This window comes from Streptomyces abikoensis (assembly GCF_014648775.1).
GTDB classification, from domain to species: Bacteria; Actinomycetota; Actinomycetes; order Streptomycetales; family Streptomycetaceae; genus Streptomyces; species Streptomyces abikoensis.
In genome coordinates this window covers 353,388-371,612 of sequence record NZ_BMRT01000002.1, presented here as the reverse complement: position 1 = coordinate 371,612, position 18,225 = coordinate 353,388, and the positions used below count along the sequence as shown (strand labels likewise).

Annotated in this window: 1 protein-coding gene (cut by a window edge); it reads left to right on the top strand. The window is 76.4% G+C overall.

Annotated features, from left to right (window positions below):
* On the top strand, positions 1-18,225 hold the 3' portion of the coding sequence (locus tag IE096_RS08175; RefSeq protein ID WP_189450128.1) for a type I polyketide synthase. Its footprint begins 10,371 nt before the window's first position; 18,225 of the gene's 28,596 nt are visible here — the last part of the coding sequence; the start codon falls outside the window, past its left edge; the stop codon is at positions 18,223-18,225.

Genomic DNA, 18,225 nt, shown 5'->3' with positions numbered 1-18,225 from the left:
CAGGCCGGCATCGACCCCGCCACCGTCCACGGCAGCGCCACCGGCACGTTCATCGGCTCCACCTACCAGGAGTACGGCCTCGGTCTCGACGACGGCGCCGCCGCCGGACACGCCGTCACCGGCACCAGCCCCAGCGTCCTCTCCGGCCGCCTCGCCTACCTCTTCGGCCTCGAAGGCCCCGCCGTCACCGTCGACACCGCCTGTTCCTCCTCGCTGGTGGCCCTCCACCTGGCCTGCCAGTCGCTGCGCAACGGCGAGAGCAGCCTCGCCCTCGCGGGCGGCGCGACCGTCATGACCACCCCGGCCCCCTTCATCGCCTTCAGCAAGCAGCGCGCCCTCGCGGGCGACGGCCGCTGCAAGGCCTTCTCGGAGGCCGCCGACGGCATGACCCTCGCCGAGGGCGTCGGCGTCCTCGTCCTGGAGCGCCTCTCCGACGCCCGGAGGAACGGCCACGAGATCCTCGCCGTCATCCGCGGCTCCGCCATCAACCAGGACGGCGCCTCCAACGGCCTGACCGCCCCCAACGGGCCCTCCCAGCAGCGCGTCATCCGTCAGGCCCTCGCCAACGCGGGCCTGACGGCCGCCGACGTCGACGCCGTCGAGGCCCACGGCACCGGCACCGCCCTCGGCGACCCCATCGAGGCCCAGGCCCTCCACGCCACCTACGGCAAGGACCGCGCCCCCGAACGGCCGCTGCTGCTCGGCTCGGTGAAGTCCAACATCGGCCACACCCAGTCGGCCGCCGGTGTCGCGGGCGTCATCAAGATGGTCATGGCGCTGCGCAACGGCGTGCTGCCGCGGACCCTCCACGCCGATACGCCCACCACCCACGTCGACTGGAGCCCCGGCACGGTCTCCCTGCTCCGCGAGGGCGCCGACTGGGCGCGCGGCGAGCGCGTCCGCCGCGGCGCCGTGTCCTCCTTCGGCATCAGCGGCACCAACGCCCACACGATCCTCGAAGAGGCCCCCCGCACCGAGGTGCCGGACGAGGCCGCCCAGGCCCCCGAGGCACCGGCCGTCGTGCCGTGGGTGCTCTCCGCCCGCACCCCGGGCGCGCTGCGCGGCCAGGCCGCCCGGCTCATCGAGCACCCGGCCCTCGACCGGGCCCGTCCCGTCGACGTCGCCCACAGCCTCCTCACCTCCCGCGCCCTGTTCGACCACCGCGCCGTCGTCCTCGCGGGCCCCGGCCAGGACCCGGCGGCCGCGCTGCGCGCCCTCGCCGAGGGCCGCTCCGCGCCCGGCGCGGCCTTGGGCGTCGCCGACGCCGACGGCAAGACCGTCTTCGTCTTCCCCGGCCAGGGCTCCCAGTGGGCCGGCATGGGCGCCAGGCTCCTGGAGGAGTCCCCGGTCTTCGCCGAGCGCCTCGCCGAATGCGCGGCCGCCCTCTCGGAGTTCACCGACTGGTCGCTGCTCGACGTCCTCCGGCAGACCGACGGCGCCCCCTCGCTGGAGCGCGTCGACGTCGTCCAGCCCGCCTCCTGGGCCGTGATGGTCTCCCTCGCCGAGCTGTGGCGCGCCCACGGCGTCGTCCCCGACGCCGTCATCGGCCACTCGCAGGGCGAGATCGCCGCGGCCGCCGTCTCCGGCGCGCTCTCCCTGCGCGACGCCGCCCGCGTCGTGGCCCTGCGCAGCCAGGCCATCGGCCGGATCCTCGCGGGCACCGGCGGCATGGTCTCCGTGCCGCTGCCCGCCGCCGACGTCGAGGAACGCCTGGCCGCCCTCGGCGGCGAGCTGTCCATAGCCGCCGTCAACGGCCCGCGCTCCGTCGTGGTCGCCGGCCCCGCCGCACCCCTCGACATCCTCATGGAGCGGCTCACCGCCGAGGACGTGCGCGCCAAGCGCATCGCCGTCGACTACGGCTCGCACTCCGCCCAGGTGGAGCTGCTGGAGGACGAGCTCCTCACCGCGCTCGCCCCCGTCCGCCCGAACGCCCCCGAGGTGCCGTTCCTCTCCACCGTCACCGGTGAGTGGCTGACCGAGGACACGCCCCTCGACGCCGCCTACTGGTACCGCAACCTGCGCCGGACCGTGCGCTTCGACCCCGCCGTCCGCAGCCTCCTGGAGGCCGGGCACGGGGTGTTCGTCGAGGTCAGCTCCCACCCCGTGCTGGCCATGGCCGTCCAGGAGACCGCCGAGGACACCGGCGCCCGCGCCACCGTCCTCGGCACCCTCCGCCGCGACCAGGGCGGCGCCGACCGGTTCCTGACCTCCCTCGCCGAGGCGTACGTCCGGGGCGTCCGCGCCGACTGGACGCCCGTCCTCGGCGGTGGCGCCCGCCGCGTCGAGCTGCCCACCTACGCCTTCCAGCGCGAACACCTGTGGGCGATCCGCGAGCAGCAGCGCACGGGCGCCGACGCGGACCCGGCGGACAGCGCCTTCTGGGCGGCCGTCGAGGACGAGGACGTCGACGCCCTCGCCGCCGGGCTCCGCCTGGACGGGGCCGCCCTGGCCCCCGTGCTGCCCGCCCTCGCGACGTGGCGGAAGCGCCGCCGCGAGGAGACCACCGTCGACTCCTGGCGCTACCGCGCCACCTGGAAGCCGCTGACCGGCCTGCCCCCGGCCGCCCTCACCGGCACCTGGCTCGTCGTCACCGCGCAGGGCCTGCCCGGCGACGACGTCACCGACGCGCTCGCCGCGCACGGCGCCGACGTCCGCACGCTCGTCCTCGACGACGTCTGCCTCGACCGCGCCACCCTCACCGACCGCCTCACCGGCCTCGACGACGCCACCGGCCTGACGGGCGTGGTGTCGCTGCTCGCCGCCGCCGAGGAGCCCGCCCCCGGGCACCCGGCGCTCGCGACCGGCCTCGCCCTGACCGTCACCCTCCTCCAGGCCCTCGGCGACGCCGCGATCGACGCGCCCCTGTGGTGCCTGACCCGGGGCGCGGTCGCCACCGGCCGCTCCGACCGGCTCACCCGGCCCGTCCAGGCCCAGATCCTCGGTCTGGGCTGGACCGCCGCCCTCGAACACCCCCAGCGCTGGGGCGGTCTCGTCGACCTGCCCGAGACCCTCGACCGGCGCGCCGGGGAACGGCTCGCCGCCGTCCTCACCGGCCGCACCGGCGAGGACCAGCTGGCCGTCCGCGCCTCCGGCGTCCTCGCCCGCCGCGTCGCCCGCGCCACCGCCGGGGCCACCCCGGCCCGCGCCTGGACGCCGCGCGGCACCACCCTCGTCACCGGCGGCACGGGCACCCTCGCCCCCCACCTGGCCCGCTGGCTGGCCGAGCAGGGCGCCGAACGCGTCGTCCTCACCAGCCGCCGGGGCATGGCGGCACCCGGCGCCGCCGAACTCGTCCAGGAGCTCACCGACGCGGGCTGCGACGCCTCCGTCGTCGCCTGCGACCTGACGGACCGCGACGCCGTCGCCGCGATGCTCGCCGGCCTCAAGGCCGACGGCCACACCGTGCGCACCGTCGTCCACACCGCCGTCACCATCGAGCTCGCCTCCATCGAGGAGACGAGCCTGGACGCCTTCGCGAAGGTCGTCGACGCCAAGGTGTCCGGCGCCCGCCACCTCGACGAACTCCTCGACGACGACGAGCTCGACGCGTTCGTCCTCTACTCCTCCACCGCCGGCATGTGGGGCAGCGGCCGGCACGCCGCCTACGTCGCGGGCAACGCCTACCTCAACGCGCTCGCCGAGCACCGCCGCGCCCGGGGCGCCACCGCCACCGCCGTCTCCTGGGGCATCTGGGCCGACGACCTCAAGCTCGGCCGCGTCGACCCCGGCGCCATCCGCCGCAGCGGCCTGGAGTTCATGGACCCGCGCGCGGCCCTCACCGGCCTGCGCCGCGCCCTCGACGACGACGAGACCGTCCTGTGCGTCGCCGACGTCGACTGGGAGCGCTACCACCCCGTCTTCACCTCCGGCCGGCCCACCGCCCTCTTCGAGGACGTGCCCGAGGTCCAGAAGCTCGCGGAGGACAGCACCGCGTCCGCCGGCGGGGACAGCGAGTTCACCGCCCGGCTGCTCACCCTGCCCGCCGTCGAGCAGGACCGGGTGCTGCTGGACCTGGTGCGCGGCGAGGCCGCCACCGTCCTCGGCCACGCCTCGCCCGACGTCCTCTCCGAGCAGCGCGCCTTCCGCGAGGTCGGCTTCGACTCGCTGACCGCCGTCGACCTGCGCAACCGGCTGTCGAACGTCACCGGGCTCACCCTGCCCAGCACCATGGTCTTCGACTACCCGACCCCCCTCGCGCTCGTCGAGTTCCTCCGCACCCGCGTCGCCGGTGCCCGCACCGAGACGGCCGCCGTCGTCCGTGCGGCCGCCGACGACGAGCCCATCGCCATCGTCGGCATGAGCTGCCGCTACCCCGGCGGCGTCGGCACCCCCGAGCAGCTGTGGGACCTCGTCGCCGCGGGCGGCGACGCCATCACCGACTTCCCCGTCGACCGCGGCTGGGACGCCGAGGGCCTCTACGACCCCGACCCGGACCGGCCCGGCCGCACCTACTCCACGCGCGGCGGCTTCCTCCACGACGTCGCCGACTTCGACGCCGGCTTCTTCGGCATCTCCCCGCGCGAGGCCCTCTCCATGGACCCGCAGCAGCGGCTGCTGCTGGAGACCGCCTGGGAGGCCCTGGAGCGCTCCGGCATCGACCCCGCCACCCTGCGCGGCAGCCGCACCGGCACCTTCATCGGCGCCAGCTACCAGGACTACAGCAGCCCGGCGTCCCCCGAGGGCAACGAGGGCCACCTGATCACCGGCACCATCTCCAGCGTCCTGTCCGGCCGGCTGTCCTACACCTTCGGCTTCGAGGGCCCGGCCGTCACCCTCGACACCGCCTGCTCCTCGTCCCTCGTGGCCCTCCACCTGGCCTGCCAGTCGCTGCGCAACGGCGAGAGCACCCTCGCCCTCGCCGGCGGCGTCAGCGTCATGGCCACTCCCAGCGCCTTCGTCGGCTTCAGCCGCCAGCGCGCCATGGCCGCCGACGGCCGCTGCAAGGCCTACGCCGAGGCCGCCGACGGCATGAGCCTCGCCGAAGGCGTCGGCCTCGTCCTCGTCGAGCGGCTCTCCGACGCCCGGAAGAACGGGCACCAGGTCCTCGCCGTCATCCGGGGTTCCGCCGTCAACCAGGACGGCGCCTCCAACGGCCTGACCGCCCCCAACGGCCCGTCCCAGCAGCGCGTCATCGCCCAGGCGCTGGCCAACGCGGGCGTGAGCGCCGCGGACGTCGACGTCGTCGACGGCCACGGCACCGGCACCAAGCTCGGCGACCCCATCGAGGCGCAGGCCCTGCTGGCCACCTACGGCCAGGACCGCCCCGCCGACCGGCCGCTGCTGCTCGGCTCCGTGAAGTCCAACATCGGCCACACCCAGATGGCGTCCGGCGTCGCCAGCGTCATCAAGATGGTCATGGCCATGCGCCACGGCACCGTCCCCCGCACCCTCCACGTCGACCGGCCCTCGACCCACGTCGACTGGACCTCCGGCGCCATCCAGCTGCTCACCGACGACCAGCAGTGGCCCGCGACCGGGCGTCCGCGCCGCGCCGGCGTCTCCTCCTTCGGCCTCAGCGGCACCAACGTCCACACCGTCCTCGAACTCCCCGTCGAGGACGAGCCGCAGCAGCCGGCCGACGCCACCGAGGCCGGCCCCACGACCGTGCCGCTGGTGCTCTCCGGCCGCACCGACGAGGGCCTGCGTGCCCAGGCCGGGCGCCTGCTCGCCCTCCTGGACGAGCACCCCGCCCCGCCGCTCACCGACCTCGCCCACGCGCTCGCCACCTCACGGGCCGCCCTCGACCACCGCGCCGCCGTCGTCGCCGACGACCACGACACCCTCCGCCGGGCACTGGCCGCCCTCCGGGACGGCACCCCCGACGGCGCCCTGCTCACCGGCCGGGCCGGACGCGGCCGCCTCGCGTTCCTCTTCACCGGCCAGGGCAGCCAGCGCCCCGGCACCGGACGCGAGCTCCACGACCGCCACCCCGTCTTCGCCGAGGCACTCGACGCCGTCCTCGCCCGCTTCGACCTCGAACTCGACCGCCCCCTGCGCGACATCCTGTTCGCCGAACCGGGCACCGAGGAGGCCGCCCTCCTCGACGACACCGCCTACACCCAGCCCGCCCTCTTCGCCCTCGAAGTCGCCCTCTTCCGGCTGATGGAGTCCTGGGGCCTGCGCCCCGACTACCTCGCCGGGCACTCCATCGGCGAACTGGCCGCCGCCCACGTCGCGGGCGTGCTCTCCCTGGACGACGCCTGCACGCTCGTCGCGGCACGCGGCCGGCTGATGGCCGCCCTGCCCACGGGCGGCGCCATGTGCTCCCTACAGGCGAGCGAGGAGGAGGTGCTGCCGCTGCTCGACGGGAACGACGACCGCGTCTCCCTCGCCGCCGTCAACACCCCGGCCTCCGTCGTCGTCGCCGGCGACGACGACGCGGTCCACGCGATCGAGGAGCACTTCGCGGCCCTCGGCCGCAGGACCAAGCGCCTGCGCGTCAGCCACGCCTTCCACTCGCCCCGCATGGACGCCATGCTGGAGGAGTTCACCCGCGTCGCGGCCGGGCTCGACTTCCAGCCGCCCGCCATCCCCCTCGTCTCCACCGTCACCGGCGAACTCCTCACCGCCGACGAAGCCACCTCGCCCGCCTACTGGGCCGGGCAGGTCCGCCGCACCGTGCGCTTCGCCGACGCCGTACGCCGCCTCGACGCCGCCGGAGTGACCTCCTACCTCGAACTCGGCCCCGACGCCGTCCTCTCCGGCGCCGCCCGCGAGACCCTCGACGCCGACTCGCCCGCCCTCGCCGTCCCCGCGCTGCGCCGCGACCACACCGAGACCCACACCCTGACCACGGCCCTCGCCCGGCTCCACGTCCACGGCGTGCGCCCCGACTGGGCGGCCGTCCTCGACGCCCCCGCCCGGCGCGTCGACCTGCCCACCTACGCCTTCCAGCGGCAGCGCTACTGGCCCGACACCACCGCCCTGCCGGCCGCGCCCGCCCCGGCGGGCACGCCCGACGCGGTCGACGCCGAGTTCTGGTCGGCCGTGGAACGGGCCGACCTGACGGCCCTGGGCTCCTCCCTGGAACTCGACGACGCCACCCTCACCGCCGTCGTCCCCGCCCTCACCTCCTGGCGCCGCAAGCGCCGCGAGCACACCACGGTCGACGGCTGGCGCTACCGCGTCACCTGGAAGCCGCTCGCCAAGGCCCCGACGGCCCAACTGACGGGCACCTGGCTGCTGCTGACCCCCGGCGACACGGCCGGGGCGTCCGACGCCGACCGGGCCTGGACGGACGCGATCGCGGCCGGCCTCGGCACCGGGACCGTACGCCTCGACGTCACCACGCCCGACCGCGCCGCCCTCGCCGAGCGCCTGCGCGAACTCACCGCCGAGGGCGCAGAGTTCACGGGCGTCCTGTCCCTGCCGGCCCTGACCCCGGGCCCGGACGGCCTCGCCGCCCTGCCGCTCACCGCGACGGCCGTCCAGGCGCTCGGCGACGCCCGGATCGACGCCCCCCTGTGGTGCGTCACCCGCGCCGCCGTCGCCGTCACCCGCACCGAACCCGCGGGCGACCCCGCACAGGCCGCCCTCTGGGGCCTCGGCCGCGTCGCGGCCCTCGAACACCCCGAGCGCTGGGGCGGCCTCGTCGACCTGCCCGAAACCCTCGACGACGCCACCCTGAGCCGCCTCGCGGGCGTCCTCTCCGGCGCCGGGCACGAGGACCAGCTCGCCGTACGCCCCACCGCCACCTACGCCCGCCGCCTGGCCCACCACCCCGTCGGGGACACCCCCGCCCCCCGCCCCTACACCCCCACCGGCACCGTCCTGGTCACCGGCGGCACCGGGGCGCTGGGCGGCCACGTCGCCCGCATGCTCGCCGAAGCGGGCGCGCCCCACCTGCTGCTCGTCAGCCGCCGGGGCGCCGACGCGCCCGGCGCCGAGGACCTGCGGACCGAACTCACCGCCCTGGGCGCCGACGTCACCCTCGCCGCCTGCGACACCGCCGACCGCGACGCGCTCGCCGCGCTGCTCGCGGACATCCCGGCCGAGCAGCCGCTCACAGCGGTGTTCCACACCGCCGGAGTCGTCGACGACGGCGTCGTCGACACGCTCACCCCCGAGAAGTTCACGGCCGTCCTGAGCGCCAAGGCCACCGCCGCCGTCCACCTCCACGAACTCACCCGCGAGACGGACCTGGCCGCCTTCGTCCTGTTCTCCTCCACCGCCGGCACCCTCGGCGCGGCCGGACAGGGCAACTACGCCGCCGCCAACGCCTACCTCGACGCCTTCGCCGCCGCCCGCCGCGCCCAGGGCCTGCCCGCGACCTCCATCGCCTGGGGCCCCTGGGCCGGAACCGGCATGGCCGGCGACGGAACGCTCGCGGACGGCCGCGTCCGCCGCGGCGGCTTCACCCCCATGGCACCCGCCTCCGCCCTCACCGCCCTGCGGCACGCCGTCGAACACGACGACACCGCCGTGACCGTCGCCGACATCGACTGGGACCGCTACGCCACCGCGTTCCGCACCAGCCCCCTCGTCGGCGACCTCCCCGAGCTCCGCGCCGCCACCGTCGTCACCGCCGCCCCCCAGGGCACCGCGCTCCTCACGGGCGGCTCCGGCGAGGACGACCTGCGGCGCCGGCTCGCCGCACTCGCCGAGTCCGCGCGCCCCCGGTTCGTCCTGGACCTGCTGCGCGCCCACGTCGCGGCCGTCCTCGGCCACGCCGGAGCCGACAGCATCGCCGCCGACCAGGCCTTCACCGACCTCGGCTTCGACTCCCTCACCATCGTCGAACTCCGCAACGCCCTGTCGGCCACCACCGGCCTGAAGCTGCCCGCCACCCTCGTCTACGACTACCCCACCCCGACGGAACTGGCCGGGTTCCTCCTCACCGAGCTCCTCGGCACCCTGCCCGAGCGGGACGGCGGCGGCGCGCTCCCGGCCGCCCGGGCCGACGTGGCCGACGACCCGATCGTGATCGTCGGCATGAACTGCCGCTTCCCCGGCGGCATCGGCTCCCCCGAGGACCTGTGGCGGCTCCTGTCCGACGGGCAGGACGCCATCTCCGGCTTCCCCGCCGACCGCGGCTGGGACCTCGAACACCTCGCCCGGGGCGGCTCCGCCACCCTCGAAGGCGGCTTCCTCGACGGCGTCGGCCTCTTCGACGCCGCGTTCTTCGGGATCTCCCCGCGCGAGGCCCTCGCCATGGACCCGCAGCAGCGCCTGCTGCTGGAGACCACCTGGGAGGCCTTCGAACGGGCCGGCATCGACCCGACGTCCCTGCGCGGCAGCCGCACCGGCGTGTTCGTCGGCACCAACGGCCAGGACTACGTCAACGTGCTGCGCGCCGGCACCGCCGACGTCCGCGGCCACGTCGCCACCGGCAACACCGCCAGCGTCATGTCCGGCCGCCTCTCCTACGCCCTCGGCCTGGAGGGCCCGGCCGTCACCGTCGACACCGCCTGCTCCTCCTCGCTCGTCGCCCTCCACATGGCCGCGCGCTCGCTGCGGCAGGGCGAGAGCGCGCTGGCCCTGGCCGGCGGCGTGTCGATCATGTCCAGCCCGGACGCCTTCGCCGAGTTCACCGCGCAGGGCGGACTCGCCCCCGACGGCCGCTGCAAGGCATTCTCCGACACGGCCGACGGCACCAGCTGGTCCGAGGGCGTGGGCGTCCTCGTCCTGGAGCGGCTCTCCGACGCCCGCCGCAACGGCCACGACGTCCTCGCGGTCGTCAGCGGCAGCGCCGTCAACCAGGACGGCGCCTCCAACGGCCTGACCGCCCCCAACGGCCGCGCCCAGCAGCGCGTCATCCGCCAGGCCCTCGCCGACGGCGGCCTCACCCCGGCCGACGTCGACGCCGTGGAGGCCCACGGCACCGGCACCACCCTCGGCGACCCCATCGAGGCGCACGCCCTCATCGCCGCCTACGGCCGGGACCGCGACCCGGCGCTGCCGCTGCAGCTCGGCGCCGTCAAGTCCAACCTGGGCCACACCCAGGCGGCGGCCGGCGTCGCGGGCGTCATCAAGATGGTCCTCGCGATGCGCCACGGCGAACTGCCGCGCACGCTGCACGTCGACGCCCCGTCCTCGCACGTCGACTGGACGGACGGGACCGTGGCGCTGGTGACCGAGCACCGGGCCTGGCCGGAGACCGGCCGCCCGCGCCGGGCGGGCGTCTCCGCCTTCGGCGTCAGCGGCACCAACGCGCACGTCATCGTGGAGCAGGCCCCGGAGGCGACGCCCTCCGAGGAGCCGGTGGCGGAGCGGGCGCCCGGCCTCGTGCCGTGGGTGGTCTCCGCCCGGTCCGAGGCCGCGCTGGCCGCGCAGACCGAGCGGATCGCCGCCCTCGCCGGAACGGGCCGGGACGCGACGGACGTCGGCTTCTCCCTCGCCACGGGCCGGGCGGCCTTCGCGCACCGCGCGGTGCTGCTGGCCGACGGCGAGAGCGCCCGGGAGGCCGCGCGCGGCGTCGCCGGGGACGCGACGGGCAAGCAGGCGTTCCTGTTCTCGGGCCAGGGCTCGCAGCGCGCGGGCATGGGCCGGGAGCTGTACGAGCGGTTCCCCGTCTTCGCCGAGGCGCTGGACGAGGTGGCGGCGTACTTCGACCGCGAGCTGGAGCGTCCGCTGCGGGAGGTGATGTTCGGTGCCGATGCGGAGGCGTTGAACGGGACGGGTTTCGCTCAGCCTGCGCTTTTCGCGCTTGAGGTGGCGCTCTACAGGCTGATCGAGTCGTGGGGAGTGCGTCCGGACTTCGTGGCCGGTCATTCGATCGGTGAGGTCGCGGCGGCGCATATCGCCGGTGTCTTCTCCCTTGAGGATGCGTGTTCCCTCGTCGCGGCTCGTGCTCGGTTGATGGCCGCGCTGCCTTCCGGTGGTGCGATGGTGGCCGTCCAGGCGTCCGAGGACGAGGTGACGCCTCGTCTCACCGCTGGTGTCTCGATCGCCGCTGTCAACGGCCCGGAGGCCGTCGTCATCGCCGGTGAGGAAGCGGCCGTCCTGCGGATCGCCGAGGAGCTGGCCGCCGAGGGCCGCAAGACCCAGCGGCTCTCCGTCAGCCACGCCTTCCACTCGCCGCTGATGGACCCCATGCTGGAGGACTTCCGCCGGGTCGCCGCGGGCCTGTCGTACCAGGCGCCCAGCGTTCCCGTCGTGTCCAACGTGACCGGTGAGATCGCCTCGCCGGAGCTGCTGTGCGGCGCCGACTACTGGGTGCGCCACGTCCGGGAGACCGTCCGTTTCGCGGACGGCGTCCGGGCGCTGAACGAGGCCGGTGCCACCGCCTTCCTGGAGCTCGGCCCCGACGGTGTCCTCACCGCCCTCGCCCAGCACACCCTCGACGGCACCGCGGCCGTGTCCGCCCTGCGCAAGGACCGCCCCGAGGAGACCGCTCTCCTCACCGCCCTCGCCCGGCTGCACGTCGCCGGAGTCCCCGTGGACTGGGCGGCCTGGTTCGCGGGCACGGGCGCCCGCCGGACGCCGCTGCCGACGTACGCGTTCCAGCGCCAGTGGTACTGGCCGGAGCGCGCCACGGCGGCCGGCCACGGCGAGGCGGGCGACCGGGACCCGGTGGACGCCGCCTTCTGGTCGGCCGTGGAGCGCGAGGACCTGTCGTCGCTGTCGGCCGAGCTGGAGCTGGACGACGCCGCGCTGTCGGCCCTCGTACCGGCCCTGTCGTCCTGGCGCCGCAAGCGCGCCGAGCGGTCGGCCGTCGACGGCCTGCGGTACCGCGTGACCTGGCGCCCGCTGGCGGTCCCGGGCGCGAGCGCCCTGACCGGCACCTGGCTGGCGCTGCTCCCGGCGGGCCACGCCGACGACCCGTACGTCTCCGCGCTGGTGGGCGCGCTCGGCGACGACGCCGTGCGCGTCGAGGTCGGCGACGGTGAGCACACCGGGCTGACGCAGCACCTCGCCAGCCTGGGCACGGACTTCACCGGCGTCGTCTCCCTGTCCGTGACGACCGCGCCCGACGAACTCCTGCGCGCCCTCGCGGACGCCGGAGTCGACGCCCCCCTGTGGTGCGTCACCCGGGGCGCCGTCGCCACCGGCCGCTCCGAGGCGGCCGCCGACGACGCCGGGGCCGCCGCGTGGGGGCTCGGCCGGGTCATGGGCCTGGAGCGGCCCGAGCGCTGGGGCGGCCTGATCGACGTCGCCGACGTCCTCGACCGGCGCGGCGCGGACCGCTTCCGCGCCGCCCTGGCCGGCATCGACGCCGAGGACCAGCTGGCGCTGCGCTCCTCCGGCCTCCTCGGCCGACGGCTCGTGCGCGTCGCCGCCCCCACCGCGCCGGACGCGTGGCGGACTTCGGGCACGGCGCTGGTCACCGGCGGCCCGGCCGGCTTCGGCGGCCACACCGCCCGCTGGCTCGCCGAGCGCGGGGCCCGGCACGTGCTGCTCGTCGGCGACACGGCACCGGACGCCTCCGCCGTGGCGGCCCTGGAGGCCGAACTCGCCGGCCTGGGCGCCGGGCTGACGGTCGCGACCGGCTCCCTCGCCGACGGCGAGACCGTGGCGGCCGCGCTCGCCGCGGCGCCCGCCGAGCACCCGCTGACCGCCGTCGTCCACACGGGCCGGGACACCGGCCCCGACCCGGACCCGGCCGCCTACCTCGCCGCGCTCCACGCGGACGTCGCGGGCCTGGAGGCCGCCGTCGACGCGGCTGCCGGTGACGGCGCGGCGGACGTGGCGTTCGTCCTCTTCGCGTCCATCGCCGGCGTCTGGGGCGTCAGCGGCCAGGGCGCCGGTGCCGCCGCGAGCGCCTACCTCGACACGGTGGCCCGGCGTCGCCGGGCGAGCGGCCTGCACGGCCTGTCGGTGTCCTGGGGCGCCTGGGCCGACACCACCCCGGACGGCCTGGCCGCCCACCTGCGCGCCAACGGCCTGCCCGCCATGGACCCCGGGCGCGCGCTCGCCGCGCTCGCCCTGTCCCTGGCCGGTTCCATGGCCGGCTCCACGGCCGGCGAGGACGCCGCGGTGACGGTCGCCGACGTGGCCTGGGACCGGTTCGCCCCGGCCTTCGGCCGCTCCCGGCCCACCGCCCTCTTCACCGAACTGCCCGAGGCCCGCGCCGCCCTGACGCCCGCCACGGGCGACGAGCGGGGCGCCGCGACCGGCCTGCGCGCCGAACTGGCCGCCCTCGCCGAGGGCGACCGGGCCGAGGCGCTGCTCACCCTGGTCCGCACCGAGGTCGCCGCCGTGCTCGGCTTCGCCGACCCGGCGGACGTACCGGCCGCGCAGGCCTTCCGGGACCTGGGCTTCGACTCGCTGACCGCAGTCGACCTCCGCAACCAGCTCGCCACGGCCACCGGGCTCACCCTGCCCGCCACCCTGGTCTTCGACTACCCGACGGCCGAGACCCTCGCCGCCCACCTGCTCGCCGAACTCCTCGGCGGCGACGGCGAGGACGAGCGCCGGGCCGCCGTGCCGGCCGCGACGGCCGGTGCCGACGACCCGATCGTGATCGTCGGCATGAGCTGCCGCTACCCGGGCGGCGTCCGCTCGCCCGAGGACCTGTGGGAGCTCGTCGCCGGGGAGACCGACGCCATCGGCGGCTTCCCCGACGACCGTGGCTGGGACCTGGACCGCATGGTCCACGGCGACCGGGACGGCCGGGGCCGCAGCGTCACCCGCGAGGGCGGCTTCCTCTACGACGTCGCGGACTTCGACCCGGGCTTCTTCGGCATCTCGCCGCGCGAGGCCATGGTGATGGACCCGCAGCAGCGCCTCGTCCTGGAGGCATCCTGGGAGGCCCTGGAGCGCACCGGCATCGACCCGGCCGCGCTGCGCGGCGGCGACACCGGCGTCTTCATCGGCGGCGGCACCGGCGACTACCGCCCCGAGGCGGGCCAGCTCGGCCACGCGCAGACCGCCCAGTCGGCCAGCCTGCTCTCCGGCCGGCTGTCCTACACCTTCGGCCTGGAAGGCCCGTCGGTCAGCGTCGACACGGCCTGCTCCTCGTCCCTGGTCGCCCTGCACCTGGCCGCCCAGTCGCTGCGCAACGGCGAGTGCCCGCTCGCCCTCGCGGGCGGTGTGACGGTCATGTCCACCCCGGTGAACTTCATCGAGTTCGGCGAGATGGGCGCCCTGTCGGGCGACGGCCGCTGCCGCGCCTTCGCGGCGTCGGCGGGCGGCACCGGCTGGTCCGAGGGTGTGGGTGTCCTCGTCCTGGAGCGGCTCTCCGACGCCCGCCGCAACGGCCACGAGGTGCTGGCGGTCCTGCGCGGCTCGGCCATCAACCAGGACGGCGCCTCCAACGGCCTCACCGCCCCCAACGGGCCTTCCCAGCGCCGCGTCATCCGCCGCGCCCTCGCGAACGCCGGCCTGACGGCCGCCGACGTCGACGCGGTGGAGGCACACGGCACGGGCACCACCCTCGGCGACCCCATCGAGGCCCAGGCGCTCCTCGCCACCTACGGCCAGGACCGGCCGGAGGAGCGGCCGCTGCTCCTCGGCTCGGTGAAGTCCAACATCGGCCACACCCAGGCCGCCGCCGGTGTCGCGGGCGTCATCAAGATGGTCATGGCCATGCGCCACGGCGTCCTGCCCCGCACCCTGCACATCGACGAGCCGTCCACCCACGTGGACTGGACGGCCGGTGCGGTCGAGCTGCTCACCGAGCGCGCCGACTGGCCGGAGACGGGCCGTGTGCGCCGGGCCGGCATCTCGGCCTTCGGCGCCAGCGGCACCAACTCGCACGTCATCATCGAGCAGCCGGAGCCGGTAGTGGTGCCTGCCGGCGCGAGCGCGCCCGAGGACGGCGGCCCGGGCGTGCTGCCCGTCCCCGTCTCGGCGGCCGCCCCCGAGGCCCTCAAGGCCCAGGCCGCCCGCCTGGCCGCCCATCTGACGGGCCGCCCGGAGCTGACCGTCGCCGACCTGGCCCGGGCCCTGGCCACGACCCGGTCGTCCTTCGAGCACCGGGCCACCGTCCTGGCCGCGAGCCGCGACGAGCTGCTGGAGGGCCTGACGGCCCTCGCCGACGGCCAGGCCGACCCGCGCGTCGTCCAGGGCCGCACGGCGGGACGTGCCGGAAAGCTCGCCTTCCTCTTCTCCGGCCAGGGCTCGCAGCGCCCGGGCATGGGCCGCGAGCTGTACGAGCGGTACCCCGTCTTCGCCGAGGCGCTGGACGCGGTGACCGCCCAATTCGACGGCGTGCTGGAGCAGCCCCTGCGCGACGTGATGTTCGCCGGGGACGGCACCGCGCTGAACGACACCGGCTTCACCCAGCCCGCGCTCTTCGCCCTCGAGGTCGCGCTGTTCCGGCTGGTGGAGTCGTGGGGGATGCGACCGGACTACGTGGCCGGTCACTCGATCGGTGAGATCGCCGCCGCGCACATCGCGGGCGTCTTCTCCCTTCAGGACGCGTGTTCCCTCGTCGCGGCCCGTGCTCGGTTGATGAACGCGCTGCCTTCCGGCGGTGCGATGGTGGCCGTCCAGGCCACCGAGGACGAGATCGCGGGGCGGCTGGTCGACGGCGTGTCCATCGCCGCCGTCAACGGCCCGCGGGCGGTCGTCCTGTCGGGCGACGAGGACGCCGTGCTCGCCGTCGCGGAGAAGTTCGCCGCCGACGGCCGCAAGACTAGGCGTTTGCTGGTCAGCCATGCGTTTCACTCCCTGCACATGGACGCCGTACTCGAGGACTTCCGACGGGCCGCCCGCGGCGTGACGTACGCCGCGCCGGCGCTCCCGCTCGTGTCCTGCCTCACCGGCGACCTGGCGACGGGGGAGGAGCTGTGCTCGCCCGAGTACTGGGTGCGGCACGTCCGCGAGGCCGTCCGGTTCGGCGACGGCGTCACCGCCCTCACCGGGCGCGGCGTCACCCGCTTCCTGGAGATCGGCCCCGACGGTGTCCTGACCGCCATGGCCCAGGACACCCTGGACGCCGCCTCCTCCCGGGCGGTGACCGTACCGGCGCTGCGCAAGGGCCGCGACGAGGAGAGGTCCGTGCTCACCGCCCTGGCCCGGCTCCACGCCGACGGCCTGAGCCCGCGCTGGACGGCCGTCCTCGGCGCCGCCGACCCGGCGGCGCGCGTGGACCTGCCCACCTACCCGTTCCAGCACCAGCGGTTCTGGCCCGACCACCGGCCCGCCGCCGCCCCCGGCACGACCGGGGGCGAGGACGAGGCGTTCTGGTCCGCCGTGGGCGGCGAGGACTTCGCCGCCCTGGAGTCGGAGCTGGACGTCGACGGCGACGCGCTCGCCAAGGTCCTGCCCGCGCTCGCCGACTGGCGCCGCCGCCGCGCCGAGCGCTCCACCGTGGACGGCTGGCGCCAGCGCGTCGTCTGGAAGCCCCTGACCGCCGCGCCCACCGGCCGCCCGGCCGGCACCTGGCTCGCCGTCGTACCCGCCGGACAGGCCGACGACCCCTGGGCCACCGGCGTCCTCGCCCGCCTCGGCGACGGGGCCGTACGCCTGGACGTCACCACCGGAACCGGCCGGGACGCCCTGGCCGCGCTGCTGAAGGAACAGGCCGCCGCCGGGCGTGAGTTCACCGGAGTCCTCTCCCTGCTCGCCCTCGCCGCTCCGGGCGACACCGACGGCGTCCCCGAGGGCACCCTGCGCACCACCGCCCTCGTCCAGGCCCTCGGCGACGCCGGGATCGACGCGCCCCTGTGGTGCGTCACCCGCGGCGCGGTCGCCGTCTCGCCCGCCGAGCCGGTACCGGGCCTCGCCCAGGCCGGCGTCTGGGGCCTGGGACGGGTCGCCGCACTCGAGCACCCGCGCCGCTGGGGCGGCCTGATCGACCTGCCGGAGACCCTCGACGAGCGGTCGGCGGACCGGTTCGCCGGACTCCTCGCCGACTCCGGCGGCGAGGACCAGCTCGCCGTCCGGCCCTCCGCCGTCTTCGGCCGCCGGCTCGTGCCCGTACCGGCCGACGTGCCCGTACGGGAGTGGCGGCCCACCGGCACCGTCCTGATCACCGGCGGCACCGGGGCGCTGGGCGCCCACGTGGCACGCGGCCTCGCCGAAGCCGGCGCGGCACACCTGCTGCTCGTCAGCCGCCGGGGCGCCGACGCCCCCGGCGCCGAGGAGCTGCGGGCCGAACTCGCCGCGCTCGGCGCCGAGGTCACCCTCGCCGCCTGCGACGTCGCCGACCGCGCCGCGCTCGCGGCCCTCCTCGCGGACATCCCCGACGAGACGCCCCTGACGGGCGTCGTCCACGCGGCGGGCGTCCTCGACGACGGCGTGATCGACGGCCTGACCCCCGAGCGGTTCGCGGCCGTGCACCGCGCCAAGGCCGCCTCGGCCCTCGCCCTCCACGACCTGACCCGGGACCTCGACCTCACGGTGTTCGCCCTGTTCTCCTCGGCGTCCGCCACCGTCGGCAACCCCGGCCAGGCCAACTACGCCGCCGCCAACGCCCTCCTCGACGCCCTCGCCGAGCGGCGCCGCGCCGAGGGCCTGGCCGCCACCTCCATCTCCTGGGGCGCCTGGGCCGGCGGCGGCATGGCCGCCGACGCCCGCGCCACCGCCGCCGCCCAGCGCACCGGCATCCGGCCGCTGGACCCGCGCCTCGCGGTCACCGCGCTGCGCCGGGCCGTCATGGAGAACGGGCCGACGGAGGTCGTCGCCGAGGTCGAACCCGCCCGGTTCGTCCGCGCCTTCACCGCCGTCCGGCCCAGCCCCCTCCTCGCGGAGCTCGCCCCCGCCGGCGACCCGGCCCCGGTCGGTCCCGGCGGCGACGACACCGCGCCGGGAGCGGACGGCGCGGCCCTGCGCGAGAAGCTGGCGGGCCAGAGCGCGGCACAGCGCACCGAGACCGTCCTGAACGTCGTACGGACCCGGGCCGCCGCCGTCCTCGGCCACACCGACGCCGACGCCGTCGGCGCCGACCGGGCCTTCCGGGACCTCGGCTTCGACTCGCTCGCCGCCGTCGAACTGCGCAACCAGCTCACGGCCGCGACCGGGCTGACCCTGGCCGCCACGCTCGTCTTCGACCATCCCACCCCCGTCGACCTGGCCGCCCACGTCCTGCGCGAGCTGCTGCCCGGCGCCGGACAGGGCACCGGTGGGGAGGATGAGGAGATCGACCAGGACGGCATCCGGGCCCTGCTCGCCTCCGTCTCCGTGGCCCAACTGCGCGAGATCGGCGTGCTGGAACCCCTGCTGAGGCTCGCCGCCACCACGGCCACGGCCGACGACGCCACCACCGGGCGGACGGCGGACCCGGACGGCGGCTACGCGGACTCGATCGACGAGATGGACGTCGACGCCCTCGTCCGGGCGGCGCTGGACGGCACTCCCGGCACCACTGGCTCCACCGGCTCCAACGACGACGAAGGCTGA